The sequence below is a fragment of the Defluviimonas sp. SAOS-178_SWC genome, assembly GCF_039830135.1.
Lineage (GTDB): Bacteria > Pseudomonadota > Alphaproteobacteria > Rhodobacterales > Rhodobacteraceae > Albidovulum.
This window is the reverse complement of record NZ_CP156081.1, coordinates 3,400,631-3,425,740: the sequence shown is the minus strand read 5'-3', so window position 1 is coordinate 3,425,740 and position 25,110 is coordinate 3,400,631. Positions and strand designations below refer to the sequence as shown.

Sequence of the window (25,110 nt, the reverse complement as noted above, 5' to 3'; positions counted from 1 at the left end):
GCAGGGACCGCCCCCGGGCGCTCGTTGATCTGTCTGCCGGCCGCTACGAAAGGTAGGACCGATGCAGTCGATGAGCGATTACTACTCGGCCGTGCAACTGCGCGCGGACCGCTGGAGCGCCCTTCGGGAAAAGCTCGAACTCCTGCATCGGGAACCAGAGGGCAAACGCGTCAAATCCGTTCATGCCGAGGCCGGAATACTGTTCGAGTCGCTCGCGGTCATCGAACGTTATTGGGCCTTTCCGGGGGTGGCGGCCTTCGAGCACATGCGACGGCAGTTCGAGACCGGGCACATGGCCGAACTGGTCTTCGCCGTCCGCCGCGCGACGCGGGCCCTGACGACGGGCGCCTACCGGCGCCGGCTGATCCCGCTCGACCGCGACGGCTTCGACGAGGACCACGACGAGGAGGCGCTTTTGCCGCCCGAGGCGCGGGCGCTGACAAAGCCCTATTTCGAAGTGATGATCGTCGATGACGTGAACGAGCATCAGGAGCGTTGGCTCAAGGCCAACATGACCTCGATGCGCCGTTCGGAGGACGCGTTCATCTACGAGCCGGTCGTCGTGCCAAGCCTCAAGGACGCGCTGATCGGCGTTCTGTTCAACCACAACATCCAGGCCATTGTCGTCCGTCCCGGTCTGCGCATGGAAAGCGACGTCGATCTGCCGATCCTGACGCGCTACCTCAACCGCGCCGGCGGAGAGGAGACGATCGAGGATATTCCGCCAGAGGATTACGGACCGGAACTCTGCCGCCTGATCGGCCGGGTGCGCCCCGAGCTTGACGCCTATCTCGTCACCGACCGCTCGGTCGAGGATATTGCCGGGCTCGACCTCGGCATCTGCCGGCGGGTCTTCTACAATCAGGAAGACTTCATGGAGTTGCACCTGAACATCCTTCGGGGCGTTCAGGCCCGCTACAAGACGCCGTTCTTCACCGCGCTCAAGGAATATTCCAAGCAGCCCACGGGCGTCTTCCACGCCATGCCGATCAGCCGCGGGAAGTCGATCACGCGGTCGCACTGGATCCAGGACATGGGCGCCTTTTACGGGCCGAACATCTTCCTCGCGGAAACCTCTGCGACCTCGGGCGGCCTCGACAGCCTTCTGGAACCGCACGGCCCGATCAAGGAGGCGCAGGAGCTTGCCGCCCGTGCCTTCGGCGCCAAGCAGACCTTCTTCGCGACGAACGGAACCTCGACCTGCAACAAGATCGTCGTGCAGGCGCTGGTGCGGCCCGGCGACATCGTGCTGGTCGACCGCGACTGCCACAAGTCGCACCATTACGGCATGGTTCTGGCAGGCGCGCAGGTGCGCTACCTCGACAGCTATCCCCTGAACGAATACTCGATGTATGGCGCGGTGCCGCTGCATGAGATCAAGCACCAGCTTCTGAAGCTGAAGGCGGCGGGAAAGCTCGGCCAGGTCCGGATGCTCCTCCTGACCAACTGCACCTTCGACGGCATCGTCTACAACGTCGAGCGGGTGATGGAGGAATGCCTCGCCATCAAGCCCGACCTGATCTTCCTGTGGGACGAGGCTTGGTTCGCCTTCGCCCGCTTCGGGCCGACCTACCGGCAGCGAACCGGGATGCACGCCGCCGGCGTGCTGCGGGAACGGCTGAAATCAGAGGCGCATGCAAAGGCGTATGCGAAACAGACCGAAAAGCTGAAGGATGCGGATGAGGCCACGCTCCTCAAGACGCGGCTTCTCCCGCCGCCGAACGCGCGGGTGCGGGTCTATACGACCCAGTCCACGCACAAGACGCTGACCTCGCTCCGCCAGGGCTCGATGATCCATGTGAACGACCAGGATTTCAAAGGGGAGGTCGAGGCCTCGTTCCACGAAGCCTACATGACCCACACCTCGACGAGCCCGAACTACCAGATCATCGCCTCGCTCGATGTCGGGCGGCGGCAGGTGGAGCTTGAAGGGTTCGAATTCGTCCAGCGCCAGGTCGAGGCGGCGATGTCGATGCGCCGGGCGATCTCCACCCACCCGCTTTTGCAGAAATACTTCAAGGTGCTGACGGCGGGCGACATGATCCCCGACGATTTCCGCGAAAGCGGGGTCGAGAGCTACTATGATCCCGAACAGGGCTGGACCGATATCTGGAACTGCTGGGAGAAGGATGAATTCGTCCTCGACGCGACGCGGGTGACGCTCGCGGTCGGCGGCACCGGCTGGGACGGCGACACGTTCAAGACCGACGTCCTGATGGACAAGTACGGGATCCAGATCAACAAGACCTCGCGCAACACCGTCCTTTTCATGACCAATATCGGCACCACGCGATCCTCGGTCGCCTACCTGATCGAGGTGCTGGTGGAGATCGCGAAGGAGTTGGACGACCGGCTTGACGACGCCTCCAAGATGGAGCGTCTGGCATTCGAGCGGCGCGTGAAGAACCTGATGCAGGATCTGCCGCCGCTACCTGACTTTTCCTATTTCCACCGCGCCTTCTGCGCCGATGCCGCGACTGGCGAGGGCGATATCCGCACGCCGTTCTTCCTCGCCTACGACGAAAACAACTGCGACTACCTGGAGCTCGACGGCGGGATCGAAGCGCAGATGGAAAAGGGGCGCGAGGTCGTGTCGGCCTCGTTCATCATCCCCTATCCGCCGGGCTTCCCGATCCTCGTGCCGGGGCAGGTGGTCAGCCGCGAGATCCTCGCCTTCATGCGCGCGCTCGACGTGAGCGAGATCCACGGCTACCGCGCCGATCTTGGGCTCAGGGTGTTCACGGAAGAGGCGCTGGCCCAACAGACGAAGAAACTCGCCACTGCGGCGGAATAGGGGAGAGAAGAATGAGCAAGAGAGACCTGAAGAACATTTCCGAGATCCGCCGCTTCTTCCACCGGAACGAGGATCCGATCTATTTCATCTCCGCGACCAACTTCAATCTTCTGGGCATCGACGAATGGTGCAAGAATTTCAAGTATATCTGCTACATCGATTGCTATGACGGCCGGCACCCGAACGTCTTCTGCCCCTCCGAGCAGCCGCATGCGGAGTTCCAGTCGATCGAGGACATCAACAACTACCTCCTCCAGCACAAGGAGGTGATCGACCTCGTGAAGCGCCGCGGCGGCAAGCCGAAATTTGTCTTCCTCATGTTCGACGAGGAGACCGAGCGGCTGGCCAAGGAACTGGGCGCCGATGTCTGGTTCCCGAAGGCGAAGCTCAGGACGAAGATGGACAACAAGATCGAGACCGTGCGCGTCGGCAACAAGGCGGGCGTGCCTTCGGTGCCGAACACGCTGGCCGAGGTGAAATCCTACGAGGACCTGAAGAAGACTTGCGACAAGGCGGGGCTGGGCCATGACCTCGTGCTGCAATCGGCGTTTGGCGATAGCGGCCACACCACCTTCTTCATCAAGTCCGAGGCCGATTTCCGCCGGCACGAGCATGAGATCGTCGGAGAGGGCGAAATCAAGATCATGAAGCGGATCGACTGCCGTGGCTCCGCCATCGAGGCGTGCGCCACGAGCCAGGGCACGATCGTCGGACCCTTGATGACCGAGCTTGTCGGCTTCAAGGAGCTCACGCCTTATCGCGGCGGCTGGTGCGGGAATGAAATCTTCTCGACAGCCTTCTCGCCGAAAGTGCGCCAGAAGGCGCGCGACCTGACCTTCAAATTCGGGGAGCAGCTCAGGAAGGAAGGTTATCGCGGTTATTTCGAGCTCGATTTCCTCATCGACAAGAAGACCGGCGACATCTGGCTCGGCGAACTCAATCCGCGCATCACCGGCGCCTCGTCGATGACCAACCATGCGGCCTTCGCCCATGCCGACGCGCCTTTGTTCCTGTTCCATCTGCTGGAGTTTTCGAAGGCGAAGTTCAAGCTCGACGTGGACGAACTCAACGCGCGCTGGGCCGATCCCGACATGATCGACGGCTGGAGCCAGATGGTCGTGAAACACACCGAGGATACGGTCGATATCCTGTCACACGCGCCGCAGACCGGCATCTACAAGATGCTGGAGGACGGCCGTGTCGTCTTCGACCGCTTCGACTATCACCGCCGTGCGGTCGAGTCGGAGAACGAGGCGTTCTTCCTGCGCATCCTGAAACCGGGCGACTACCGCTACGAAGGCGCCGATCTTGGAATCCTCGTCACGCGCGGCCGGTCGATGACCAACGGCTTCCAGCTCAATGAACGGGCCAAGCGCTGGATCCACGGCATCAAGTCCGCGTTCTCCGCCAACCCGCTGCCGGTGGCCGAGGCGGGCCCGGCCCTCGCGGAACCGGCTTTCAAGATCATGTGATGGATCTATGGTGGCGCGCCATATCGGAGGCGGAGCCCGGCCCGAAATGGGCTGGGCTCTTCGCCGAGTTGTGGCCCGCCTACAAGGCGTGGTGGCTGCGCGAAGGGGCCGATGCGCGACCGACCTATCTCGAAAGCCTGCGGGCGCTCGAAACCCACATGCCGGAAATCGTGCCGCTTTATGAGCGTCTTTGCGATCTGGCCGGCGGCGGCGACCTGGCGGCGCGGTTCCTCAGCTTCTATCGCCCGCCACCCTACCTCTCGGGATGCAGCCAGGCGATCTGGCCCGGAAAGGCTCCGGTCCTCGTGCGCAACTACGACTATGATCCGCGTGCGTTCGAATGCGTCGTCCTGCACTCGTCCTGGCAGGGGCGGAAGGTGATGGGCACCTCGGACGGGCTCTGGGGGCTCGTCGACGGGATGAATGATGCGGGCCTTGCGGTGTCCCTCACCTTCGGCGGGCGCCGGGTCGTCGGCGATGGATTCGGGGTGCCGCTGATCCTGCGCTACGTGCTCCAGACCTGCGCAACGACGGAAGAGGCCGGCAAGGCGCTGGCCCGCATTCCGACGCATATGAGCTACAATGTCACGGTTCTGGACCGGAAGCGGCATTTCCTGACCGCTTTCATGGCGCCGGACCGGCCGGCGGTCCTGACCCATGCGGCGGTGGCGACGAACCATCAGGAAAAGGTCGAATGGGATGCCCATGCCCGCATGACCGCCTCGGTGGAACGCGAACGCTTCCTTCTTCAGCGGCTGACCCTTCATGTGGAACCGGAAGAGAAATTCATCGCCGCCTTCCTGCGCCCGCCGCTTTATTCCACCGCGTTCGAGCGGGGGTTCGGCACGCTCTATACGGCGGTCTACCGACCCCGGAAGGGCGAGATGGAGCTGCGCTGGCCGCGCGGCGCCTGGAGCTTCGACATGAAGAACTTCGCCGAAGGAACGCGCTGCATCGCAACGCCGGAGCCGCAGAGCCGCGTTTCGTGACGGGGTTATGCGGGACAGGGAGGGACCTGTGACCGAGACGAAGCCCGATCCCGAGGAGGCCCGGCACGATGCGCCGGATCCGCAGGACGCGCCGGGCGCGTCGATGCGCGATCGGGTCAAGGCCGCCGTCGACGACCGTGATGGCGACCGGCTGACGGACCTTCTCGATCCGCTTGCCCCCTCAGCTGCCCTGCGCCAACTCCTCGCGCTCTCGGCCGAGGATCGCGACGTCCTTCTCGAACTCGTGCCGACGGAACTTGCCGCCGCCCTTGTCGAGGAAGCGCCGCATGCCGCCGCGACCGAACTTGTGGAGCGGCTCGACAGCGACCGGGCGGCCGAGATCATCGACGAACTCGACAGCGACCTTCAGGCCGACCTCATCGGCGATCTCGACGCCGAGGACGCGGAGGCGATCCTCGCCGAGATGGAGCCGGAGGACGCCGCCGATGTCCGCCGCCTCGTCGAATACGAGGACGACACGGCGGGCGGCCTCATGGTGGCCGAGGCATTCGCGTTTGCCGACACCGCCACGGTGGGCGATGTCCTGCGCATGGTGGTCGAAGGCGACGAGGATTTCGAGCGCTACCGTGGCCAGCATCCTTACGTGACGGATGCCGGGGGGCGGCCGATTGGCGTCGTCTCGCTTCGTGCGCTCCTGACCGCGCGCAAGAATACCAAGCTGACGACGATCATGGTCGAACCGATGACGGTACCCGTTTCGGCCACGCTCGACATGCTTGAGGATATCTTCGACGCTGAATCCTTCCTCGGCCTGCCAGTGGTCGAAGCGGACGGCCGGCTCGTCGGTGTCGTGGGCCGCGACGCCGTGCGCGACGCCGCCCTCGAACGGGCCGAGAGCGACAGCCTGAAGCGCCAGCAGGTCGGCGACGAGCTTCGCTCCATGCCGCTCTGGCTGCGCTCGCGCCGGCGGTTGATGTGGCTGTCGGCCAATATCGTGCTCAACGTCATCGCGGCCTCGGTGATCTCGGCTTACGAGGCGACATTGACGGCTGTCATTGCCATCGCGGTTTTCCTGCCGATGGTGTCGGATATGTCGGGTTGTTCTGGAAATCAGGCGGTAGGCGTGACGATGCGGGAGCTTTCGCTTGGCGTCGTCCAGCCCAAGGATGCGTTCAGGGTCTGGCTCAAGGAGGTCTCGGTGGGTGCGATCAACGGCATTGCTCTCGGCCTCCTGATCGCGGCAGTGGCCTGGGCCTGGAAGGGAAATCCCTGGCTCGGCGTGGTGATCGGCGTGGCACTGGCGCTCAACACCGTTCTCGCGGTGTCGATCGGGGGTGTGGTGCCCCTGCTGCTGAAACGGCTGGGGCAGGATCCTGCGGCCGCGTCCGGGCCGCTTCTGACGACGATCACCGACATGGCGGGGTTCTTCCTCGTCCTCAGCCTTGCCAGCCTGATGATGCCTTATCTGGTATGAAGCCGAACAACGGGAATGTGCGCCTATCGGGGTGCCAGCCCGCCTGATACGAAAGGAGCAGACCCATGTCCCATGTCTTTCCGCGCCACACCAAAGCGCAGCCTCCGGTCGCCGTCGGCGGCGAAGGCTGCTATATGATCGACGCGTCCGGCAAGCGCTATCTCGACGGCTCGGGGGGCGCGGCGGTGTCCTGCCTCGGCCACGGCGACGTGGAAGTGACGGCGGCGATCAAGGCCCAACTCGACAAGGTGGCGTTCGCCCATACCGGCTTTTTCACCTCCGAACCGGCCGAGGCGCTGGCTGATCTCCTGATCGCCCACGCGCCCGAGGGGATTGACCGGGTCTACTTCGTCTCGGGCGGGTCCGAGGCGACCGAGGCGGCGATCAAGCTAGCCCGCCAGTATTGGGTCGAGAAGGGCGAGCCGCAGCGCGGCCGCCTCATTGCCCGCAAGCAGAGCTACCACGGCAATACGATTGGCGCCCTCTCGGCGGGTGGCAACGAATGGCGGCGTGCGCAGTTCGGGCCGCTTCTCCTCGATGTCAGCCATATCGACCCCTGCTATGAATACCGGCTCAGGGAAGAGGGCGAGAGCCTTGAGGAATACGGCCGCCGCGCCGCCGACGCGCTGGAGGCGGAACTGCTGCGCGTCGGTCCCGAGACGGTCATGGCCTTCATGGCCGAACCTGTCGTCGGCGCGACGGCCGGGGCGCTGACGCCCGCGCCGGGCTATTTCCGCCGCATCCGCGAGATCTGCGACAGGTACGGCATTCTCCTGATCCTCGACGAGGTGATGTGCGGCATGGGGCGTACCGGCACGCTCTTCGCCAGCGAGCAGGACGAGGTGCGCCCGGACATTGTCTGCATCGCCAAGGGTCTTGGCGCCGGGTATCAGCCCATCGGTGCCATGCTCTGCTCGGCCGAGATCTACGACGCCATCGCCAACGGCTCGGGCTTCTTCCAGCATGGTCACACCTATATTGGCCACCCGACCGCGACGGCGGCGGGCCATGCCGTCGTCTCGGCGATCCTGAATCGCGGGCTTCTGCCCCGCGTGCGGGAACAGGGCGACAAGCTCGCCGCCGCGCTTGAGGCACGCTTCGGCCAGCATCCGCATGTCGGCGATTTGCGCGGCAGGGGCCTCTTCCGGGGGATCGAACTGGTTGAAGACCGGGCGACCAAAGCGCCATTCGATCCCTCGCGCGGCGTCGCGGCCAAGATCAAGAAGGCGGCGTTCGAGGAGGGGCTGATCTGCTACCCGATGTCGGGCACGATCGACGGACGGTCGGGCGACCACATCCTCCTCGCGCCGCCTTTCATCATCGAGGATGCGCAGATCGGCGAACTGACCGACAAGCTTTCCCGAGCCATCAGCGCGGTGATCTGAGGGGAGGGGGTGATGGAACGGTACATGCCATTGGCGCTTGTCGTCGCGCTCGCGATCTTGTCGCTATTCGGGCTGGTCTGGAGCGGCTGGTTCCTCTTGCCGCTCCTGGTCTTCGGCGCTCTCTCCGCGCTCGGGGTGCACGATCTCAGCCAGCGCCGGCACTCGATCCTGCGCAACTACCCCGTCATCGGTCACATGCGGTTCCTTTTCGAAGGGATACGGCCCGAAATCCGCCAGTACCTGATCGAAAGCGATCAGGACGAGGAACCGTTCTCTCGTGACGACAGGTCGCTCGTCTACCAGCGCGCCAAGGGGGTGGAAGACAAGCGGCCCTTCGGCACGCGGCAACGCGTCTACGACGCGGGCTACGAGTGGATTACCCACTCGATGCTTCCCCTGCACATTGCCGACCACGACTTCCGGGTCCGAGTTGGTGGCCCCGACTGCCGCCAGCCCTATGACGCGTCGCTTTACAACATCTCGGCGATGAGTTTCGGCGCGCTGTCCGCAAACGCGATCCTCGCCCTCAATACCGGCGCGAAGAAAGGCGGTTTCGCCCATGACACCGGCGAGGGCGGCATCAGCCGCTATCATCGGCAGGGCGGCGGCGATCTCATCTACGAGGTCGGTTCGGGATATTTCGGCTGCCGCACGCCCGACGGGCGCTTCGATCCGGAGCGGTTTCGCGATCAGGCCGCCGATCCGCAGGTCAGGATGATCGAACTGAAACTGAGCCAGGGTGCGAAGCCCGGTCATGGCGGGGTGCTTCCAGCCTCGAAGGTCTCGCCCGAGATCGCCGAGGCGCGAGGCGTGCCGATCGGCGTCGACTGCATCTCGCCCTCCGCCCATCCGGAGTTTTCGACGCCTGTCGGGCTCATCGAGTTCATCGGCCGGCTGCGCGACCTTTCAGGCGGAAAGCCGGTCGGCATCAAGCTCTGTATCGGGCACCGTCGGGAATTCATGTGTGTCGTCAAGGCGATGCTGGAAACCGGTATCGTTCCGGACTTCATCGTCATCGACGGAAAGGAAGGGGGGACCGGGGCGGCGCCGCTGGAATTCGCCAACCATATGGGGATGCCGCTTGTCGAGGGGCTGACCTTTGCGCACAACACCCTTCGGGGCGCGGGTTTGCGTGACCGGCTGAAGCTTGGGGCGTCGGGCAAGCTCATCACCTCCTTCGACCTTGCGCGGGCGCTGGCGCTGGGCGCCGACTGGGCGAATTCGGCGCGGGGCTTCATGTTCTCCATCGGCTGCATCCAGGCCCAGGCCTGCCACACCAACCGCTGCCCCGTGGGCGTGGCGACGCAGGATCCGCTCCGCCAGCGCGCGCTGGACCCCGTCGACAAGGCCGAGCGGGTCTTCCGCTTCCACCAGAACACCCTCAAGGCGCTGGCCGAGATGACCGGGGCGGCCGGCCTTTCCCACCCCGGTGAGTTCCTGCCCCATCACCTGATCATGCGCGAGACCGACCGCAACATGGTGACAGGTGACGAAGTCTACCCCTACATGCCCGAAGGCTTCCTTCTGCGCGAGGAAGAGGACGAGTTCGGCTATCTCATGCGTTGGCGCCGGTCGCGGGCGGAAAGCTTCTCGCCCTTCGTCGCCCCGCCGCTGATGCCGAGCGGAGGCCGCAAGCGTGGCTTTCAGACCGCCGCGAAAGCCGCCGGACCGGCATCGGCATGACCTGGGCACCTGATCCGGAGACAAAGATGGCCGATAGCCTGCACCTTCCGCCGCTCGACGATGCATCTTGGCCGGAGGCCGTGGCCGATATGCGAAAGGGATTCGCGGGCGGGCTGAACGTCTACCGGACAATGGCGCATCATCCCGCGCTATTGCGCGCCTGGGCGGGACTTCGTGATCATGTGGTTGTGCAGACGACCCTCGGCCGCGAACTTTCCGAGGTGGCGATCCTGCGTACAGGGGTAAGGCTCGGTTCGTCCTACGAATGGAACCAGCACGTCGCGCGGGCGCGGAAATGCGGTCTCACCGATGCGCGCATCGGAACGATCCGTGGGGACCCCTCGGCAATGGCGCCGACAGACGGGCTCATCGCCAAGGCGGTGGACGAACTCTTCGACATGGCCCGCCTGACCTCCGCGACGGCGGCGGAAATGGCCGGGGCCGTCGGCAAGGAGGGTGTGCTCGACCTGATGGCGACCGTCGGCTTCTATTCGACGCTGGGCTTCATCCTCAATACCTTCGCCACGCCTCTCGACGACGATATCGCCGCAGAACTGGCCGAAAAGCCCTTCGATCCAGGCTGAACGCCCCGCGAAAATTGATCTGGGTCATGGCCTTCATGCCCCGGTCTGGGATGAATCGGACAATTCCGAAGAAGGGAGCTTGATTTCCCTTCATTACATTCATAAATGTGAATGTATAACAAACCCGGAGGTCGTCATGTCTCTCGATCGTACTATCCTCGCCTTCGCCGGCGCCATGGTTCTTCTGTCGGTCGCGCTCACCCAGTGGGTGTCGCCCTACTTCGTCTGGTTCACGGTCTTCATCGGCCTGAACCTGTTACAGTCGGCCTTCACGGGCTTCTGCCCGGCCGCCTCGATCTTCCGCAAGCTCGGCGTGAAACCCGGCTGCGCATTCTGAAAGGCCGCTTGCCATGCGCGCAGTCCTGCTGATCACCAGCCTTCTGGCGTCCGGTCCGCTTCTGGCTGAGACGATCACGCTCGAACCGTCCCCGGTGACCGAATGGAAATCGGTCTACGGGCGGGTCGAGACGCGTGAAACCGTGCCCGCGAGGGCACGGATCGGCGGGGTCGTTCAGTCGCTTTCGGTCAGCGAGGGCGATACGGTGACGGCCGGGCAGGAAATCGCGGTCATCCACGACGACAAGATCGCGTTCCAGATCGCGGCACTCGATGCGCAGATCGAATCGCTGCAAGCGCAGCTCGCGACCGCAGAGACCGAGCTTGAGCGTGGCCAGGCGCTGGTGGAACGGGGCGTGGCGACGGTGCAGCGGCTCGACCAGCTTCGCACCAATGTCGACGTCGTGCGCGGTCAGATCTCCGCAACGGAAGCGCAGCGCAACATCTCGGTCCAGCAGGCGTCCGAAGGCCGCGTCTTCGCGCCGGGGGATGGACTGGTCCTGACCGTGCCGGTCACGCTCGGCGCCGTGATCCTTCCCGGTGAGGCGGTGGCTACCATCGGCGGCGGCGGCTTCTTCCTGCGCCTCGCGGTGCCCGAACGGCATGCCGAAGCGCTGAGCGAGGGGGCAGAGATCCGCATCACGTCGGCGGGCGAGGCGGAATCGGGCAGGATCGCCAAACTCTACCCGCAAATCTCGAACGGCCGCGTCGTTGCGGATGTGGAGGTCGAAGGCCTTGCGACAGCCTATGTAGATGCCCGTGTTCTCGTGGAATTGCCCGTCGGCGAACGCATGGCGCTTCTCGTTCCGGCGGGTGCCGTCACCACGCGGTCCGGCCTCGACTTCGTCGCGGTCGAGACGGCGGAGGGTGAGGCGCAGCGCGCCGTGGTGCTCGGAGAAGTGGTCACGAAGGACGGCGCGGACCTGATCGAGGTGCTGAGCGGCCTCAATGCCGGCGACAAGGTGGTCGCACCGTGAGCGGCGAAGCGCAGAAACTCGGCATTGCCGGGGGGCTCACGCGGGCCTTTATCGCCTCGCCGCTGACGCCCTTGTTCCTGATGGCGGCCTTCGTCTTTGGCATCGTGGCGCTCATCTCGCTTCCGCGGGAGGAGGAGCCGCAGATTTCCGTCCCGATGGTCGATATCCACGTTCAGGCCAATGGGCTGAGGGCGGAGGACGCGGTGAAGCTGATCACCGAGCCCCTGGAGACCATCGTCAAGGGTATCGACGGGGTCGAGCATGTCTATTCGCAGACCTCGGACGACCGGGTCATGGTCACCGCGCGGTTCCTCGTCGGCACCCCGTCCGACGCCGCGATCCTGCGTGTCCATGACAAGGTCCGGGCAAACGCGGACCGCATCCCGGTCGGCATCCCCGAACCGCAGATCGTCGGGCGCGGTATTGACGACGTGGCGATCCTGTCGCTGACCCTGGCGCCGAAACCGGACGCGACGGGCCGTGTCACCGCCAACGACCTCACCCGCATCGCCCGCGAGCTTCGGACCGAGATCGCGAAGATCTCCGATGTCGGCCTGACCTATATCGTCGGCGAAACCAGCGAGCGGCTGCGGATCGCGCCCGACCCGGAGCGCCTGGCGCTTTACGGCGTCACGCTTCAGCAGCTTGCGGGTAAGGTCACCGGCGCCAACACCACTTTCCCGACCGGGCAGGTCCGCGACGCGGGCGAGCAGATCATGCTGGTTGCTGGCGAAACGCTGCGCTCTCCGGAAGAGATCGCGAACCTCCTGCTGACGACGCGCGATGGCCGGCCCGTCTATGTCCGCGACGTGGCCGATGTGAGTTTCGCTCCGGACGGGGAAGAACAACTCGTCGCCACGGTCTCAAAGACTGAAGAGGGAATTGAGCGCATTCCCTCCGTGACGCTCGCTGTCGCCAAGCGTGCCGGCTCAAACGCCGTGACGGTGGCCGAGGAGGTCCTGCACCGCGCCCACGCGCTCGAAGGCACGCTCATCCCCGAGGAGATCGGCCTGGAAGTCACCCGCGACTATGGCGAAAGCGCGAACGAGAAGGCGAATGAACTGCTCTATCACCTCGCGCTTGCGACGGTATCGATCATCGCGCTCGTCTGGGTCGCCATCGGCCGCCGCGAGGCGCTTGTCGTCGCCATCGTCATTCCGGTGACGATCCTTCTCACCCTCTTCGCGTCGAACCTCATGGGCTACACGCTGAACCGCGTCTCGCTCTTCGCGCTGATCTTCTCCATCGGTATCCTTGTCGACGATGCCATCGTGGTGATCGAGAACATCGCCCGCCACTGGGGCATGGGCGACGGGCGCGACCGGCGGAGTGCCGCCATCGACGCCGTGGCCGAGGTCGGCAACCCGACCATCGTCGCCACCCTGACCGTGGTCGCGGCGCTTCTGCCGATGCTCTTCGTTTCCGGTCTGATGGGCCCCTACATGAGCCCGATCCCCGCCAATGCCTCGGCGGCGATGATCTTTTCCTTCTTCGTCGCGGTCATGGTCACGCCCTGGCTGATGCTGAAGGTCGCCGGCAAGGCGCCCGCGCACGGGCATGAGGACGGTGGCCATGGGGGCGCGCTCGGCCGCGCCTACAGTGCCGTCGCCCGGCCGATCCTTGCGTCGAAGGCGCGCAGCTGGGCCTTCATCGGCGTCGTCCTTGTCCTGACCGTCGGCTCGCTCGCGCTCTTTTACACCAAGCATGTGACGGTCAAGCTCCTGCCCTTCGACAACAAGTCGGAGCTATCGGTGACCATCGACCTGCCCGAAGGGTCTTCGGTCGAGGCGACGGACGCGGTGGCGCAGGCGGTCGCGAAGACCGTCCTCGACCTGCCCGAAGTGCGCTCCGTCCAGACCCATGCCGGCACGGCGGCACCCTTCAACTTCAACGGTCTCGTGCGGCACTCCTACATGCGGGCATCGCCCGAGATGGGCGAGGTGGCGATCAACCTCCTGCCCAAGGGCGACCGCGACCGCACCAGCCACGAGATCGCGCTGGAGATCCGCGAAAGGATCATGGCGCTGCCGGTGCCCGCGGGCACCAGCCTCAAGACCGTCGAACCGCCGCCGGGGCCGCCGGTCCTCGCCACGCTTCTGGCCGAGATCTACGGCCCTGACGCGGAAACCCGCCGCACCGTCGCCGCGAAGGTCGAAGAGGCGTTCCGCTCCGTCCCCTTCATCGTCGACGTCGACAATTCCTACGGCGACCCGGCACGGCGACTGCGCACCACCGTCTCGACCGACGCGGCAGAGTTCTTCCAGGTCCAGGAAGGCGACGTGTTCGATACGATCGCCATCCTCAACGGCGGTACGACCATCGGCTATTCGCACCGTGGCGAGGGGCGCCCGCCGATACCGATCCGCATCGAGCGGCCGAAAGGCGAACGCACGCTCGACGAACGCTTCCTGACGACGCCGATCCCCGCCAACGTCTTGCCGGGCGCGCGCGGCGTGGTCGAGCTTGGCGACGTCGTCGAGGTGACCGAGGAGCGCGCGTCCTTCCCGGTCTTCCGCCACAATGGCCGCGCTGCCGAGATGGTGACGGCGGAACTCGCAGGCGATTTCGAAGCGCCGCTCTACGGCATGCTCGCCGTGCAGGAGGCGATCGACGCGCAGGACTGGACCGGGCTGCCGAAGCCCGAGATCTCGCTCCACGGCCAGCCAGACGACGAGACGGTGCCGACGCTCCTCTGGGACGGCGAATGGGAGGTGACCTGGGTCACGTTCCGCGACATGGGGGCGGCGTTCGGCATTGCCCTTCTCGGGATCTACATCCTCGTTGTCGCGCAGTTCGGCTCGTTCAAGGTGCCGCTGGTGATCCTGACGCCGATCCCGCTGACCTTCATCGGCATCCTCGGCGGTCACTGGGCCTTCGGCGCGCCGTTCTCGGCGACGTCCATGATCGGCTTCATCGCACTTGCCGGGATTATCGTCCGGAACTCGATCCTGCTCGTCGATTTCATCCGCCATGCGCAACGGCCGGACCGGCCGCTGACCGAGGTGCTGATCGAGGCCGGGGCGATCCGCTTCAAGCCGATCCTCCTGACCGCGCTCGCCGCTATGATCGGGGCGGCGGTGATCCTGACCGACCCGATCTTCCAGGGCCTCGCGATCTCGCTCCTCTTCGGCCTGGCGTCGTCGACGCTCCTGACGGTGTTGGTGATCCCGGCGGTCTACCGGGTGCTGCGGACCTGACCGGCGGTCGCCCGGATCGCGCACCTGCGCGCCGGGCGGCCCCCAATCCGTCGCCAGAAATCCTCTGAAAATCCCCGCACATGCCACGATTCGGACACGGACCTTGGGCAAGTTTTAACAACGGGGCACGAAGTCACAGGGTCGAAAAATGAAAATCGCAGCCGCAATCCTCAATCGCTTCTCGCGCTCCAAGGCCGAACAGCCGGACGCATTCGAAACGCGCCTGATGTCGATGGGGTCCGAGTTCTCCCGCCGCAACAGGACGGTCCTGCCGACGCTCTTCATCCGCGCCGGGCGCAGCGCCGCCTGATCTTGCTCAGATCGCGACGTCGACGCCGGGCAGGCGCAGTTCGCGCATGAGATCGCGCACTTCCTGCCGGGCGGCCACGTTGGAGATGTTGAGCCGCTCCACCCCGACATCCTTCAGATCGAGGAGCGTGAGACCCCGCGGAAAGAGTTCGCGGAAGATCACCCGCTCCGAGAAACCCGGCGCCACGCGGAAGCCGATCCGCTTCGACAGTTGTTCGAGCGCGCCGCCGACCTTCCGCTTGTTGTGCATCTGCTGCGCGCCGAGGCGGTTCCTCAGAACGATCCAGTCGATCGGCGGCAATCCGGCCCGCGCCCGCAGCTGCCGGGCGTTCCAGACCATCTCGGAATAGATCGACGGGCCGATGACCCGGCTGGTATCCGGATCGACCCGCGCCAGAAGGTCGAAGTCGATGAAACTGTCGTTCAGCGGCGTGATCAGCGTATCGGCCAGCGAATGCGCGACCTGGCTCAGCCTTGTATGCGAACCGGGGCAGTCGATGATGATGAATTCGGCATCCTTCTCGAGCCCGGCAACAGCGGCCGACAGACGCCGGTCATAGACGTTCTCGCCCGCGCCGAGGCTCGCCTGGTCCACTTCGGGCAGGTCGCGGTAGTCCGGCATCGGCAGGTCGAGGCCTTCCTTCCGCGAATACGCGCGGCGGTTCTCGACGTAGCGGCCAAAGCTCCGCTGCCGAAGATCGAGGTCGAGCGCGCCGACCTTGTGGCCCATGCGGACGAGGGCGGTCGCGACGTGCATGCAGGTCGTCGATTTCCCGGACCCGCCCTTCTCGTTTCCGACAACGATGATATGCGCCACGTCTCTGTCCCCGTATTTTCCGACTGCCACGGAATCAAAAGGCGCGCTGTTCCCAGCGCGCCTCTACTATATGTTGTGCGCTTCCGGTTGGGAAGCGCAACCGGCTCAGAATCCGAGGCCGGCGTACTTGTTCTTGAACTTCGACACGCGGCCGCCGGTATCCATCAGCTTGGCCGATCCGCCGGTCCAGGCCGGGTGCACGGACGGGTCGATGTCGAGCGACATCTGATCGCCTTCCTTGCCCCAGGTCGAGCGGACCTTGAAGGTGGTGCCGTCGGTCATCTTGACCTCGATCATGTGGTAGTCGGGGTGAATGTCTTTTTTCATGGTCCCGCTCCTCAGGCCTCAGCCGCGTCTTTGGGCTTGTAGTTGGTGACTTCGGCGATCCGGGCGGATTTGCCGCGACGGTCGCGCAGGTAGTAGAGCTTGGCGCGGCGGACACGACCACGGCGCACGACCTCGATCGAGTCGATGTTGGTCGAGTAGAGCGGGAAGACGCGCTCGACGCCCTCGCCGAAGGAAATCTTGCGGACGGTGAACGAGGCGGCGATGCCCTGACCGCCCTTGCGGGAGATGCAGACGCCTTCGTAGTTCTGCACGCGGCTGCGCGTGCCTTCCGTCACCTTGTAGCCGACACGGATCGTGTCGCCCGCCTTGAAGTCCGGGATGGACTTGCCAAGCTCGGCGATCTGCTCGGCCTCCAGTTGCGCGATCAGGTTCATCGCGTGATCCTTTCCAAATGCTCGCGGTGGTTCCGCGATGGTGTTCGCGCCTCAGAGCTCCGCGTCTTCATCGGGTCCGCATCCGCGCCCGCCGGAGATCAGGTCATCGTTCCTTGCTTTTGCCGCTGCTCGCCGCCCTTGCCGAAGAAAACGAAGGGCATGGGCCAACAAACGACAAATCCGGCCGACTCGGACGAGCCCCGGACGGGCGGGGTATAGGGGGAAGGAGGTAGGCGATCAAGCTATTTCCGTGCCGAAACGCGTGGGCTCTGTCAATTGCGGAGGGCCATAGCGGCGGCGAAGTTCTTATGTGCCTTGGAACCGGCTTCTTCGGCCTCTAGGCGCTCGACAATCCGCTGCCGGTAAGATGCCCGACTGCTGGCCACGTCATCGAGGGCGCGTCGGAAGTCTGAAACCGCTTCCTCTGCGTGTCCAAGCTCACTCAGGGCGATGCCGCGCTCAACATAAATAATCGAACGCTTCGCTGCGTCATGTGGCAAAAACGATCCGACGCTCAGCGAGATGCTGCAAAATCTCAGCTTTTTTTCACCGTGATAGGTCTGCTTCCGGCAAGCACTCGCGCTCAGCCCCGTGGTGAGTCCCGCGACGAAGAGGAAGACGAATGCCGAGTAGAGGACGACTTCGGAGATGTTGTCGCGGATCTTCATTCTCAGCGTTCTTAACTGTTGGCAACGGACCGTCCCTTGCCGGCACAAGTTTTCGGGTAGTGATTTAGTCATCCGAGGATGAAAATTCTCTCCACAAATCCGGCCGACTCGGACGAGCTCCGGACGGGCGGGGCGTATTGGGTGAATGCCCTGAGATCCAGTGGTTTCCCACCGGGGAAAGCCAAGTTGCCCTAGGGAGTCCGGGCCGTTTCAGCCCGGAAACGGCAAACTGTGCTAGGGTAGGCGGTGGCAGGTAACGGTCAGGGCAGTTTGTGACATCAGCCTATAGAAAGGTCCAGCCATGATCATGCGCATATTCCAGGTCGTCACCCGCCCGGGCAAGGAGGCGGAGTTCGGCACGTTCTTCCACGACACCGCGATTCCCCTGATGAAAGGCACCAAAGGGATCGTGAACGTCCTACCCGGCGCACCCCGGCCCGATAGCCCGCGGGAGTTCAGCTTTGTCATGGTCTGGAAGGACCTCGACAGCCTGAAGGCTTTCGTTGGCGAAGACTATCAGAGCCCGCATATTGATCCTGCCGAGGAGGAACTGGTCGAGTCTCGGACGATCAAGCACTATGATCTGGTTGACGGATAGCGGTTGCTGTCCATCTTCCGGCTATCAGCACGGCTACTCGCTGCTTTTTCTTTCGATATAGTCGCGCCACAAATCCGGCCGCCTCTCCCTGGTCAACCGTTCCGCTTCGGCCCGACGCCATTTCCCGATCTCGCCGTGATGGCCGGACATGAGGACGGGCGGGATTTCGCGCCCTTCCCAGATCGCCGGCTTCGTGAACTGCGGATGCTCCAGAAGGCCGTGGGAATGGCTTTCCTCCTCGGTCGAGGCGGCGTTGCCGAGCACGCCGGGGATCAGCCGCACGGTGGCGTCGATCATCGCCTGCGCGGCGATCTCGCCCCCCGTCATCACGAAGTCGCCAAGGCTGACCTCCTCGACCGCGTAATGATCGAGGACGCGCTGATCGACACCCTCGAACCTTCCGCAGAGCATCGTGATCCCATCCGCCGCGGCCAATCGTCGGGCCGTGGTCTGATCGAAGCGACGGCCGCGCGGCGAGAGGTAGATCAGCGGCCAGCGGGTGCGGTCCTTGGGCGTGCCTAGGGACGCCTCGTCGATGGCTGCCGCCACGACATCGGCGCGCAGCACCATGCCGGCCCCGCCGCCGGCCGGCGTGTCGTCGACATTGCGGTGCTTTCCCACGCCGAAGGGGCGCAGGTCGATGGTCTCAAGCGCCCAGAGCCCCTCCTGCAGGGCCTTGCCGGTGAGGCTGAGCCCCAATGTCCCGGGAAAGGCGTCGGGAAAGAGGGTGATGATCTTGGCGCACCACGCCCCCTTGATGCGCGGTGTCGCGGTCATCAGTTCGCGCGGCTTGATCGAGGCGGAGATGGCGAGCCGCCCATGCGACTTCGGCTTGTCCGGGTCGCTCATGCCTCGGTCTCCTCCGGCGGATCGACGATGATCCGTCCGGCGGTAAGGTCGACGGTCGGCACGATGGCCCTGGTGAAAGGCAGCAGCAAGGCGGTCTTCCGCCCCGGCGCGAAGATTTCGAGGATGTCGCCCGCGCCGTGGTTGAAGACGGCGCGCACCGTGCCGATCTTCGCGCCGCCGGTGTCGAGCACGTCGAGCCCGATGAGGTCGGCGTGATAGAATTCGTCATCCGGCAGGTTCGGCAGTTTCGCCCGGTCGGCGAAAAGCGAGGTGCCGCGCAGCGCGTCCGCCGCCTCCTTCGTCGAGACCCCAGAGAGCCGCGCGGCAAGCCCGCCCGGGATCGCGCGGGTGATCCTGACGGTGAAGCTGCGGCCCCCATCCTCGGTCCACAGGGGCGCATAGGCCGCGATCGCCTCGGGTTCCGCGCAGAAGCTTTTCAGCCGCACCTCGCCCTTGACGCCGAACGCGCCCGAAATGGCGCCGACACAGATCCGGTCAGTTGCCATCGGCCGCCTCCGGGCAATCGGCCGCCACGGTTGCGGCGGCCGGTTTGACAGTGATCAGCTGATCGGCCTTCAGCCCGAGCCAGAACGCCCCGGCACAGAGCGTGAGGGTGACGACCCGGCGCAGGAAGAAGCCGATCAGCATGACGGATCGGCGCCTTATTCGGACGCCGCTTCTTCGGCCGGAGCGGCGGCTTTCGCGGCTTTCTCCTCGGCGCGCTTCTTGGCCTTGTCGCCCGGTTCGCCCTTCTTCATGTTGGCGCGGGTAGCTTTCTCTTTCACGCCGGCGGCTTCGAGCATGCGGGCGATCCGGTCGGTCGGCTGGGCGCCCTGGGAGATCCAGTACTCCACGCGCTCCATGTTCATCTTCACGCGCTCTTCGGAGTCCTTCGGCAGGAGCGGGTTGTAGGTGCCGAGCTTCTCGATGAAGCGGCCGTCGCGCGGCATGCGGCTGTCGGCGGCGACGATCGAGTAGAACGGGCGCTTCTTGGAGCCCCCACGGGCGAGGCGGATTTTCATAGCCATGTCAGTTTCTCCTATATCTGGCTTTGAAACAGGCAGATGCCTGTTATTCCTTGGTTATTTTTGCAGTTTCTCGTGATGCCTGATGACTTCCCTGATGACGAAGGTCAGGAATTTCTTCGCGAATTCCGGGTCGAGGTCGGCCTCTTCGGAGAGCCGTTCCAGCCGTTCGATCTGGCGTGCCTCCCGCGCCGGGTCGGAAGGCGGCAGGTCGTGTTCGGCCTTGAGCCGCCCCACCGCCTGGGTGTGCTTGAAACGTTCGGCCAGCGTGTAGACCAGGATCGCGTCGAGCCGGTCGATGCTGTCGCGGTGACCTCTCAGGAGATGCGCGGCGAGGGTCGTGGGATCACTCATTCGAGCCTCCGGAACGGGGTATTGCGGGCGTATTCTTCGCGTAGCGCATCTGTAGGACATGCGTAGCTACAGGCCGGCCCTCCGCAGGCCGCAGGGCGCGCGTCGTGGCATTCGCGACAAGACGGTGCACGGCTTTCATTGCGACACCTCCGGCGCGGGGTGTCGATAGACAAGGCAGGGCTCGTCGCCGGGATGGGCGGCGTCGTCGTCCCGCCGTGCGCCGAGCCGTTCGGCCAGCGCGATGGACCGGACGTTGTCCGGGTCGATATAGGAGACGGCCGTGGTCCAGCCGAGGTCGCGGAAGGCATGGTCGCGCGTTGCCGCGGCGGCCTCGAACGCATAGCCCTTGCCTTCTGCTTCCGGCGCCCAGACCGTCCAGCCGATCTCGTGCTCCGGCCAGCCTTCGGGGAACCAGGGGCCGGCCATGCCGAGAGGCGTGTCGGGATCGTTCTTCGCCGAGAAGATGAACATGCCGAAACCGCGATGCACCCAATGGCCGGTCAGGTGGCCGAGCGCCCGCCAGGCGAGCTTCCGGTCGAGCGGCCCGCCGATGTAGCGCGCGCGCTCCGAGGTCGCCATCGCCGCCCAGGGTTCGAAATCGCCCTTGCGCGGGGCGCGGAGGATCAGCCGTTCGGTCGACAGCACCGGCGTGCCGGAGAGCGTCACGGTCATGCGAGCCCCCTGAGGTCCTGCCGGATCACAACGTCGCCGGGATCGGTGCCCGGCAGGTCGGGGTCGATTACCCCGCCGAGCCTGAGCCCGAGCGCGATGGAGCGGTGGTTGGCCGGGTCGATGATGTTGACGAGGCGGTCCCAGCCGAAGCTCTGGCGGGCCCAGAGCATGACCGCGCGGGCAGCCTCGGCCGCGAAGCCCTTGCCTTCGGCTTCGGGAATGACGAACCAGCCCAGCTCGGGTTCGGGGTACCCTTCGGGTTCGTAGATCCCGACCTCGCCGACATAGGCGCCGGTGTCGCGGTCGTCGAGGCCGAAGGCGCCGTAGCCCTTGAGCGGCCAGAGCGCGACATCGGCGGCCCAGTGGCGATAGGCCTCGGCGCGGTCCATCATGCCGCGTTCGTGGATTGAGCGGGGGGAGGCGAAGAAGGCCGCCCAATGCTCGAAGTCCGAAAGCTTCGGCATGCGGAGCGTCAGACGCCCGGTATGGAGGATGGGGGCGGTCACTTTTTCTTGCCGAATCCGCCGAGGCCGGAGAGCCCACCCGGCAGGTTGAGACCGCCGAGGCCGCCGGGAAGGCCGCCGCCCATGCCGCCCATGCCGCCGGGCAGTTTCGCGCCCATCGCCTTGGCCGCTTCCTCCATCGCCTTCGGGTCGTTCATGTCCGGCATGCCGCCACCTTTGCCGAACATGCCCTTCATGGCCTGTTTCAGCATACCGCCCTTACCCATCTTGCCCATCTTCTTCATCATGTCCGCCATCTGGCGGTGCATCTTCAGAAGCTTGTTGAGTTCCGAGACCTCGAGCCCGGCACCGGCCGCGATGCGCTTCTTGCGGCTGGCCTGGAGAAGGTCGGGATTGGCGCGTTCCTTCTTGGTCATCGAGTTGATGAGCGCGATCTGGCGGCGCAGCACAGAATCGTCGAAGCCCGCATCGTCCATCTGCTTCGACAGTTTCCCCATGCCCGGCATCATGCCCATGATGCCCTGCATGCCGCCCATCTTCAGCATCTGCTCAAGCTGACCCCTGAGGTCGTTCATGTTGAAGAGGCCCTTCTGGAACCTTTTCATCATGCGCTCGGCCTGCTCGGCCTCCAGCGTCTCCTGCGCCTTTTCGACAAGGGCGACGATGTCACCCATGCCGAGGATGCGGCCGGCGATGCGCTCTGCCTCGAAGGTCTCAAGCGCGTCCATCTTCTCGCCGAGGCCGACGAAGCGGATCGGCTTGCCGGTGACGGCGCGCATCGAAAGGGCGGCGCCGCCGCGCCCGTCGCCGTCCATCCGGGTGAGGACGACGCCGGTGATGCCGACCTTGGCGTCGAATTCCTCGGCCACCTCGACCGCGACCTGGCCGGTGAGGCCGTCGACGACGAGAAGCGTCTCGCGGGGCTTGGCGACGTCGCGGACCTGCGCGACCTCGTCCATCAGCACCGCGTCGATCTGCAACCGGCCGGCGGTGTCGAGCATGTAGACGTCGTAGCCGCCGAGCGTCGCCTGCTGCTTGGCGCGCCTGGCGATCTGCACCGCACTTTCGCCCTTCACGATCGGCAGCGTGTCGACGCCGATCTGGCTGCCGAGGATGGCGAGCTGTTCCATCGCCGCCGGGCGGTTGGTGTCGAGCGAGGCCATGAGGACGCGCTTCTTCTCGCGCTCCTTCAGGCGCTTGGCGATCTTGGCGGTGGTCGTCGTCTTGCCGCCGCCCTGAAGGCCGACCATCAGGATCGGCGCGGGCGGGTTGTCGATCTTCAGCGCGCCGGGGTCTTCGGCGCCGCGCAGCACGTCGACGAGCGCGTCATGGACGATCTTGACCACCTGCTGGCCCGGCGTGACGGATTTGGTCACCGCCTGGCCGGTGGCCTTCGCCTCCACCGCCTTCACGAAATCGCGGGCGACGGGCAGCGAGACGTCGGCTTCCAGAAGTGCGACACGAACCTCGCGCAGCGCGGTCTTGACGTCCTCTTCCGACAGGGCGCCCTGTTTCGTCAGCCGGTCGAAGACGCCGCCAAGGCGTTCTGACAGGTTCTCGAACATATGGGCCCTCCTTGGCCGGTTGACTTCTCTGGCCCCGAGATAGGCACGGGACCGCCCAAACGCAAAACGCACCCGTGGGCGCGACGCGCTGACGGATGGCGATCCCCTGACCTTCGGGGACCGGAAGCGAACGAACTTCCGGAATGCCGTCCGTCTAGGCGAGGGGGCTTGCGGAGTCAAGCCGGGGTTACGGTATGCCACGCGGTGGCGGACGATCGGTCGCGCACCCGAGGGCCCCCTCGCGGGTTGCCCCCGACGCGGCCGGTCGACAGGATGGGAGCGTTCGGACTGCGGCTGAGAGGGAGAATGCCATGACGATCCGTACTCTGCTCTGCCGCGGCCTGAGCGCGCTGATCCTGTGCCTGTCCGCAGTCGGACCCACGCTGGCCGAGGCACCCCGGGTGGGGATCGCGCCGGATCGTCCGGTGGTGACGATCCAGACCCCGGACGGGCCGGTCGAGATCCGCCGCGATCAGAACCCCGACGCGTTTCTGCAGGGCGACTGGGCGAGGACGTCGCGCGACTGCCCGCCCTTCTGCATCCAGCCGATGGTGCCCGCCGAGGGCGTGACGCCGATCGGGGAGCTGGAGCTTCTCGATCTTCTCGAAGGCGGCGCCGTGGTGATCGACAGCCGCACGCAGGACTGGTTCAAGGGCGGCACGATCCCCGGCGCGATCAACATTCCCTATACCGAGATCGCCGACCGTCTCGGCGACCTTGGCTGCGAGCCCGATTTCGACGGCTGGGACTGCACGGAGGCGAAGGAGGTCGCGCTTTTCTGCAACGGGCTCTGGTGCGGCCAGTCGCCTTCGGCGATCCGGGTCATGATCGGCCTCGGCTATCCGGCCGAGCGCATCCGCTACTACCGGGGCGGCATGCAGAGCTGGCGGCTGCTCGGGTTGACGGTGGTTCAGCCCTAGCCCGGATCGGGCGACAATCGCGGCCTGCGCTGGTCGGCGCGGCGGATGAAAAAAGGGACCCCGGATCGGGGTCCCGTTGTCACGGCGAAAGCGGCTTCGTCTTGCCTCGAACTTAGGCCGCGAGGGCGTCGACCTGGGCTTCGGCGGCCTTCAGCGTCTTTTCGGGGTCGAAGACCATCGCGTCGGCGGCGACGAATTCGACATCGGTGATGCCGAAGAAGCCGAGCATGTGGCGCAGGTAGCCCGAGGCGAAGTCGATCTCGGACCCGATCCGGGTGCCGTCGGACGAGAGCGCGACGATGGCGCGCTTGTTCTTCAGGAGCCCTTCGGGACCCTTGTCGGTATAGACGAATGTCTCACCCTTGCGGGCAAGGTGGTCGATCCAGCTTTTCAGCTGCGCCGGGACGCCGAAGTTGTAAACCGGAAGCGCGATGACGAGGATGTCGGCCGCCTTCACCTCGTCGAGCAGCCGGTCCGAATAGGCGGCGATCTGCGCTTGCTCCGATGTCCGGTCGCTGGCCGGGGTGAAGACCGCGCCGATCCAGGCGGCGTCGATCGCGGGCACGCCTTGCGAGAGATCGCGCTCGGTCACCTTCGCGCCGGGATGCGCGGTTGTGAGACGGGACAGAAGACGATCGGTGAGCTTGCGCGACACGGAAGCCTCGCCCTTGATCGAGGTTTCGATGCGGAGGATGCGGGTCATGACAGGGTCCTTTGTGATGGGTATGTCGAGAAAATAGATATGTGCGCAGATAATCATAGTCCGGCATAGAGAACAGGATATGTGCGTAGAAGAACAGTGAGCGACGTGGCATGAAAAAAGGCGCGCGGTTGGGGCCGCGCGCCTTGGGGCTGTTGAAGCCCAGATGTCCGGATCAACGGCGATCGGAACCGCCGAGGCGCTCGCCGGCATCCGAAGCGACACCCACCGAGACGGCATTGCGGCTCACGTCGCCGGTGTTCTGGTCGGCGAAGAAGGCGCGCAACCGGGCTGCGTCCGCGGTGCTTTCGGCCGAGGCAATCTCGCCGGCCTGCGCGACTGTGTAGACGCCCGGTTCGACGCCGGCCGAAAGCTCAAGCTGCGTCGGGCTGGCGAAAGCGGGCGCGGCGACGAGAAGCGCGACGGCGGAGAGGGCGAGGTTCTTGGTCATGGTCTGTCCTTTCATGTCAGGGGCGGAAGCCCGGTATTGGGCGCCGGCCCGGCGACGATCCAGGGAGCGGAACCGGCGCCGGTAGCGAAGAGATGGGTGTTGAATAGTTTGGGAAAACTGGCAATTTGGTTGGGCATCTGTTCG

The 25,110-nt window shown here is 65.1% G+C and carries 27 protein-coding genes; 13 read left to right on the top strand and 14 right to left on the bottom strand.

All coding sequences use genetic code 11. The annotated features are described in order from the left end of the window. Window positions 1-61: 61 nt before the first annotated feature. The 11 genes from V5734_RS17675 (at window position 62) to V5734_RS17625 (ending at window position 15,162) form a co-directional block, all read left to right on the top strand. Entirely contained in the window at window positions 62-2,794 is a 2,733-nt protein-coding gene (locus tag V5734_RS17675) for an aminotransferase class I/II-fold pyridoxal phosphate-dependent enzyme (RefSeq protein ID WP_347310925.1), read from the top strand. An 11-nt stretch (window positions 2,795-2,805) separates the two neighbouring features. Continuing rightward, a complete protein-coding gene (locus tag V5734_RS17670; RefSeq protein ID WP_347310924.1) occupies window positions 2,806-4,266 on the top strand; it encodes a biotin carboxylase in 1,461 nt (486 codons plus the stop codon). Further along, window positions 4,266-5,255, top strand: a complete 990-nt coding sequence (locus V5734_RS17665) for a C45 family peptidase (RefSeq protein WP_347310923.1) — start codon at window positions 4,266-4,268, stop codon at window positions 5,253-5,255. The genes V5734_RS17670 and V5734_RS17665 overlap by 1 nt, the downstream gene beginning before the upstream one ends. A gap of 28 nt (window positions 5,256-5,283) precedes the next feature. Continuing rightward, window positions 5,284-6,690 (top strand): magnesium transporter, encoded by a 1,407-nt coding sequence (gene mgtE / locus V5734_RS17660; RefSeq protein ID WP_347310922.1) that lies wholly within the window; start codon window positions 5,284-5,286, stop codon window positions 6,688-6,690. A 65-nt stretch (window positions 6,691-6,755) separates the two neighbouring features. After that, entirely contained in the window at window positions 6,756-8,075 is a 1,320-nt protein-coding gene (locus V5734_RS17655; RefSeq protein WP_347310921.1) for an aspartate aminotransferase family protein, read from the top strand. 12 nt (window positions 8,076-8,087) lie between these two features. Next, window positions 8,088-9,758: an FMN-binding glutamate synthase family protein gene (locus V5734_RS17650; RefSeq protein WP_347310920.1), complete on the top strand. Its 1,671-nt coding sequence runs from the start codon at window positions 8,088-8,090 to the stop codon at window positions 9,756-9,758. 26 nt (window positions 9,759-9,784) lie between these two features. Then, window positions 9,785-10,342: a carboxymuconolactone decarboxylase family protein gene (locus tag V5734_RS17645; RefSeq protein ID WP_347310919.1), complete on the top strand. Its 558-nt coding sequence runs from the start codon at window positions 9,785-9,787 to the stop codon at window positions 10,340-10,342. 136 nt (window positions 10,343-10,478) lie between these two features. Beyond that, complete coding sequence (locus tag V5734_RS17640; RefSeq protein WP_347310918.1) at window positions 10,479-10,679, top strand: YgaP family membrane protein; 201 nt, start codon at window positions 10,479-10,481, stop codon at window positions 10,677-10,679. A 13-nt stretch (window positions 10,680-10,692) separates the two neighbouring features. Beyond that, window positions 10,693-11,655: an efflux RND transporter periplasmic adaptor subunit gene (locus V5734_RS17635; RefSeq protein WP_347310917.1), complete on the top strand. Its 963-nt coding sequence runs from the start codon at window positions 10,693-10,695 to the stop codon at window positions 11,653-11,655. Continuing rightward, on the top strand, window positions 11,652-14,852 hold the full coding sequence (locus V5734_RS17630; RefSeq protein WP_347310916.1) for an efflux RND transporter permease subunit: 3,201 nt from the start codon (window positions 11,652-11,654) through the stop codon (window positions 14,850-14,852). Before V5734_RS17635 ends, V5734_RS17630 begins: the two co-directional genes overlap by 4 nt. A 148-nt stretch (window positions 14,853-15,000) precedes the next feature. Beyond that, complete coding sequence (locus V5734_RS17625) at window positions 15,001-15,162, top strand: hypothetical protein (protein ID WP_347310915.1); 162 nt, start codon at window positions 15,001-15,003, stop codon at window positions 15,160-15,162. Between the two features lie 6 nt (window positions 15,163-15,168). On the opposite strand, the gene V5734_RS17620 is transcribed toward V5734_RS17625, so the two are convergent. The 4 genes from V5734_RS17620 to V5734_RS17605 all read right to left on the bottom strand — a co-directional run bounded on the left by V5734_RS17620 (window position 15,169) and on the right by V5734_RS17605 (window position 17,368). Next, the gene (locus V5734_RS17620; protein ID WP_347310914.1) at window positions 15,169-15,978 is read right to left on the bottom strand and encodes a division plane positioning ATPase MipZ; all 810 of its coding nucleotides are present in this window, start codon (window positions 15,976-15,978) and stop codon (window positions 15,169-15,171) included. Window positions 15,979-16,083: 105 nt separating this feature from the next. After that, window positions 16,084-16,305: a 50S ribosomal protein L31 gene (gene rpmE, locus V5734_RS17615; protein WP_347310913.1), complete on the bottom strand. Its 222-nt coding sequence runs from the start codon at window positions 16,303-16,305 to the stop codon at window positions 16,084-16,086. A gap of 11 nt (window positions 16,306-16,316) precedes the next feature. Then, window positions 16,317-16,700 (bottom strand): 50S ribosomal protein L19, encoded by a 384-nt coding sequence (rplS, locus tag V5734_RS17610; RefSeq protein ID WP_347310912.1) that lies wholly within the window; start codon window positions 16,698-16,700, stop codon window positions 16,317-16,319. Window positions 16,701-16,972: 272 nt separating this feature from the next. After that, window positions 16,973-17,368, bottom strand: coding sequence for a hypothetical protein (locus tag V5734_RS17605; RefSeq protein ID WP_347310911.1), 396 nt, complete (start codon window positions 17,366-17,368; stop codon window positions 16,973-16,975). Between the two features lie 301 nt (window positions 17,369-17,669). Here V5734_RS17605 and V5734_RS17600 point away from each other — a divergent pair, with 301 nt between their 5' ends. Continuing rightward, complete coding sequence (locus V5734_RS17600) at window positions 17,670-17,966, top strand: antibiotic biosynthesis monooxygenase family protein (RefSeq protein ID WP_347310910.1); 297 nt, start codon at window positions 17,670-17,672, stop codon at window positions 17,964-17,966. Window positions 17,967-17,999: 33 nt separating this feature from the next. Here V5734_RS17600 and trmD read toward each other — a convergent pair whose 3' ends face one another. The 8 genes from trmD to ffh form a co-directional block, all read right to left on the bottom strand. Then, a complete protein-coding gene (gene trmD / locus V5734_RS17595) occupies window positions 18,000-18,815 on the bottom strand; it encodes a tRNA (guanosine(37)-N1)-methyltransferase TrmD (RefSeq protein WP_347310909.1) in 816 nt (271 codons plus the stop codon). Further along, entirely contained in the window at window positions 18,812-19,321 is a 510-nt protein-coding gene (gene rimM / locus V5734_RS17590) for a ribosome maturation factor RimM (RefSeq protein ID WP_347310908.1), read from the bottom strand. The genes trmD and rimM overlap by 4 nt, the downstream gene beginning before the upstream one ends. Continuing rightward, the gene (locus V5734_RS17585) at window positions 19,311-19,463 is read right to left on the bottom strand and encodes a hypothetical protein (protein ID WP_347310907.1); all 153 of its coding nucleotides are present in this window, start codon (window positions 19,461-19,463) and stop codon (window positions 19,311-19,313) included. Before V5734_RS17585 ends, rimM begins: the two co-directional genes overlap by 11 nt. Window positions 19,464-19,477: 14 nt before the next feature. Next, window positions 19,478-19,843: a 30S ribosomal protein S16 gene (gene rpsP, locus V5734_RS17580; RefSeq protein WP_347310906.1), complete on the bottom strand. Its 366-nt coding sequence runs from the start codon at window positions 19,841-19,843 to the stop codon at window positions 19,478-19,480. A gap of 54 nt (window positions 19,844-19,897) precedes the next feature. Continuing rightward, window positions 19,898-20,194, bottom strand: coding sequence for a chorismate mutase (locus V5734_RS17575; RefSeq protein ID WP_347310905.1), 297 nt, complete (start codon window positions 20,192-20,194; stop codon window positions 19,898-19,900). Window positions 20,195-20,329: 135 nt separating this feature from the next. Further along, entirely contained in the window at window positions 20,330-20,866 is a 537-nt protein-coding gene (locus V5734_RS17570; RefSeq protein WP_347310904.1) for a GNAT family N-acetyltransferase, read from the bottom strand. After that, complete coding sequence (locus V5734_RS17565; protein WP_347310903.1) at window positions 20,863-21,372, bottom strand: GNAT family N-acetyltransferase; 510 nt, start codon at window positions 21,370-21,372, stop codon at window positions 20,863-20,865. Before V5734_RS17565 ends, V5734_RS17570 begins: the two co-directional genes overlap by 4 nt. Further along, window positions 21,369-22,895: a signal recognition particle protein gene (gene ffh, locus V5734_RS17560; RefSeq protein ID WP_347310902.1), complete on the bottom strand. Its 1,527-nt coding sequence runs from the start codon at window positions 22,893-22,895 to the stop codon at window positions 21,369-21,371. The genes V5734_RS17565 and ffh overlap by 4 nt, the downstream gene beginning before the upstream one ends. A 311-nt stretch (window positions 22,896-23,206) precedes the next feature. Between ffh and V5734_RS17555 the strand changes: the two genes are divergently transcribed. After that, window positions 23,207-23,815 (top strand): rhodanese-like domain-containing protein, encoded by a 609-nt coding sequence (locus V5734_RS17555; RefSeq protein ID WP_347310901.1) that lies wholly within the window; start codon window positions 23,207-23,209, stop codon window positions 23,813-23,815. A gap of 112 nt (window positions 23,816-23,927) precedes the next feature. Here the strand turns inward: V5734_RS17555 and V5734_RS17550 are convergent, their stop codons facing one another. Continuing rightward, window positions 23,928-24,518, bottom strand: coding sequence for an FMN-dependent NADH-azoreductase (locus V5734_RS17550; RefSeq protein WP_347310900.1), 591 nt, complete (start codon window positions 24,516-24,518; stop codon window positions 23,928-23,930). A gap of 172 nt (window positions 24,519-24,690) precedes the next feature. Continuing rightward, a complete protein-coding gene (locus V5734_RS17545) occupies window positions 24,691-24,966 on the bottom strand; it encodes a hypothetical protein (RefSeq protein ID WP_347310899.1) in 276 nt (91 codons plus the stop codon). Window positions 24,967-25,110 lie beyond the last annotated feature (144 nt).

What these genes read in the sequence shown, in the direction of transcription:
- trmD (WP_347310909.1), bottom strand. Translation starts at nt 18,815, where the DNA reads ATGAGCGACCCGGACAAGCCGAAGTCGCATGGGCGGCTCGCCATCTCC.
- V5734_RS17655 (WP_347310921.1), top strand. Translation starts at nt 6,756, where the DNA reads ATGTCCCATGTCTTTCCGCGCCACACCAAAGCGCAGCCTCCGGTCGCC.
- rpmE (WP_347310913.1), bottom strand. Translation starts at nt 16,305, where the DNA reads ATGAAAAAAGACATTCACCCCGACTACCACATGATCGAGGTCAAGATG.
- V5734_RS17645 (WP_347310919.1), top strand. Translation starts at nt 9,785, where the DNA reads ATGGCCGATAGCCTGCACCTTCCGCCGCTCGACGATGCATCTTGGCCG.
- V5734_RS17570 (WP_347310904.1), bottom strand. Translation starts at nt 20,866, where the DNA reads ATGACCGTGACGCTCTCCGGCACGCCGGTGCTGTCGACCGAACGGCTG.
- V5734_RS17605 (WP_347310911.1), bottom strand. Translation starts at nt 17,368, where the DNA reads ATGAAGATCCGCGACAACATCTCCGAAGTCGTCCTCTACTCGGCATTC.
- V5734_RS17640 (WP_347310918.1), top strand. Translation starts at nt 10,479, where the DNA reads ATGTCTCTCGATCGTACTATCCTCGCCTTCGCCGGCGCCATGGTTCTT.
- rplS (WP_347310912.1), bottom strand. Translation starts at nt 16,700, where the DNA reads ATGAACCTGATCGCGCAACTGGAGGCCGAGCAGATCGCCGAGCTTGGC.
- V5734_RS17585 (WP_347310907.1), bottom strand. Translation starts at nt 19,463, where the DNA reads ATGCTGATCGGCTTCTTCCTGCGCCGGGTCGTCACCCTCACGCTCTGT.
- rpsP (WP_347310906.1), bottom strand. Translation starts at nt 19,843, where the DNA reads ATGGCTATGAAAATCCGCCTCGCCCGTGGGGGCTCCAAGAAGCGCCCG.
- V5734_RS17665 (WP_347310923.1), top strand. Translation starts at nt 4,266, where the DNA reads ATGGATCTATGGTGGCGCGCCATATCGGAGGCGGAGCCCGGCCCGAAA.
- ffh (WP_347310902.1), bottom strand. Translation starts at nt 22,895, where the DNA reads ATGTTCGAGAACCTGTCAGAACGCCTTGGCGGCGTCTTCGACCGGCTG.
- V5734_RS17625 (WP_347310915.1), top strand. Translation starts at nt 15,001, where the DNA reads ATGAAAATCGCAGCCGCAATCCTCAATCGCTTCTCGCGCTCCAAGGCC.
- V5734_RS17600 (WP_347310910.1), top strand. Translation starts at nt 17,670, where the DNA reads ATGATCATGCGCATATTCCAGGTCGTCACCCGCCCGGGCAAGGAGGCG.
- rimM (WP_347310908.1), bottom strand. Translation starts at nt 19,321, where the DNA reads ATGGCAACTGACCGGATCTGTGTCGGCGCCATTTCGGGCGCGTTCGGC.
- V5734_RS17555 (WP_347310901.1), top strand. Translation starts at nt 23,207, where the DNA reads ATGACGATCCGTACTCTGCTCTGCCGCGGCCTGAGCGCGCTGATCCTG.
- V5734_RS17575 (WP_347310905.1), bottom strand. Translation starts at nt 20,194, where the DNA reads ATGAGTGATCCCACGACCCTCGCCGCGCATCTCCTGAGAGGTCACCGC.
- V5734_RS17545 (WP_347310899.1), bottom strand. Translation starts at nt 24,966, where the DNA reads ATGACCAAGAACCTCGCCCTCTCCGCCGTCGCGCTTCTCGTCGCCGCG.
- V5734_RS17635 (WP_347310917.1), top strand. Translation starts at nt 10,693, where the DNA reads ATGCGCGCAGTCCTGCTGATCACCAGCCTTCTGGCGTCCGGTCCGCTT.
- V5734_RS17650 (WP_347310920.1), top strand. Translation starts at nt 8,088, where the DNA reads ATGGAACGGTACATGCCATTGGCGCTTGTCGTCGCGCTCGCGATCTTG.
- V5734_RS17675 (WP_347310925.1), top strand. Translation starts at nt 62, where the DNA reads ATGCAGTCGATGAGCGATTACTACTCGGCCGTGCAACTGCGCGCGGAC.
- V5734_RS17550 (WP_347310900.1), bottom strand. Translation starts at nt 24,518, where the DNA reads ATGACCCGCATCCTCCGCATCGAAACCTCGATCAAGGGCGAGGCTTCC.
- V5734_RS17670 (WP_347310924.1), top strand. Translation starts at nt 2,806, where the DNA reads ATGAGCAAGAGAGACCTGAAGAACATTTCCGAGATCCGCCGCTTCTTC.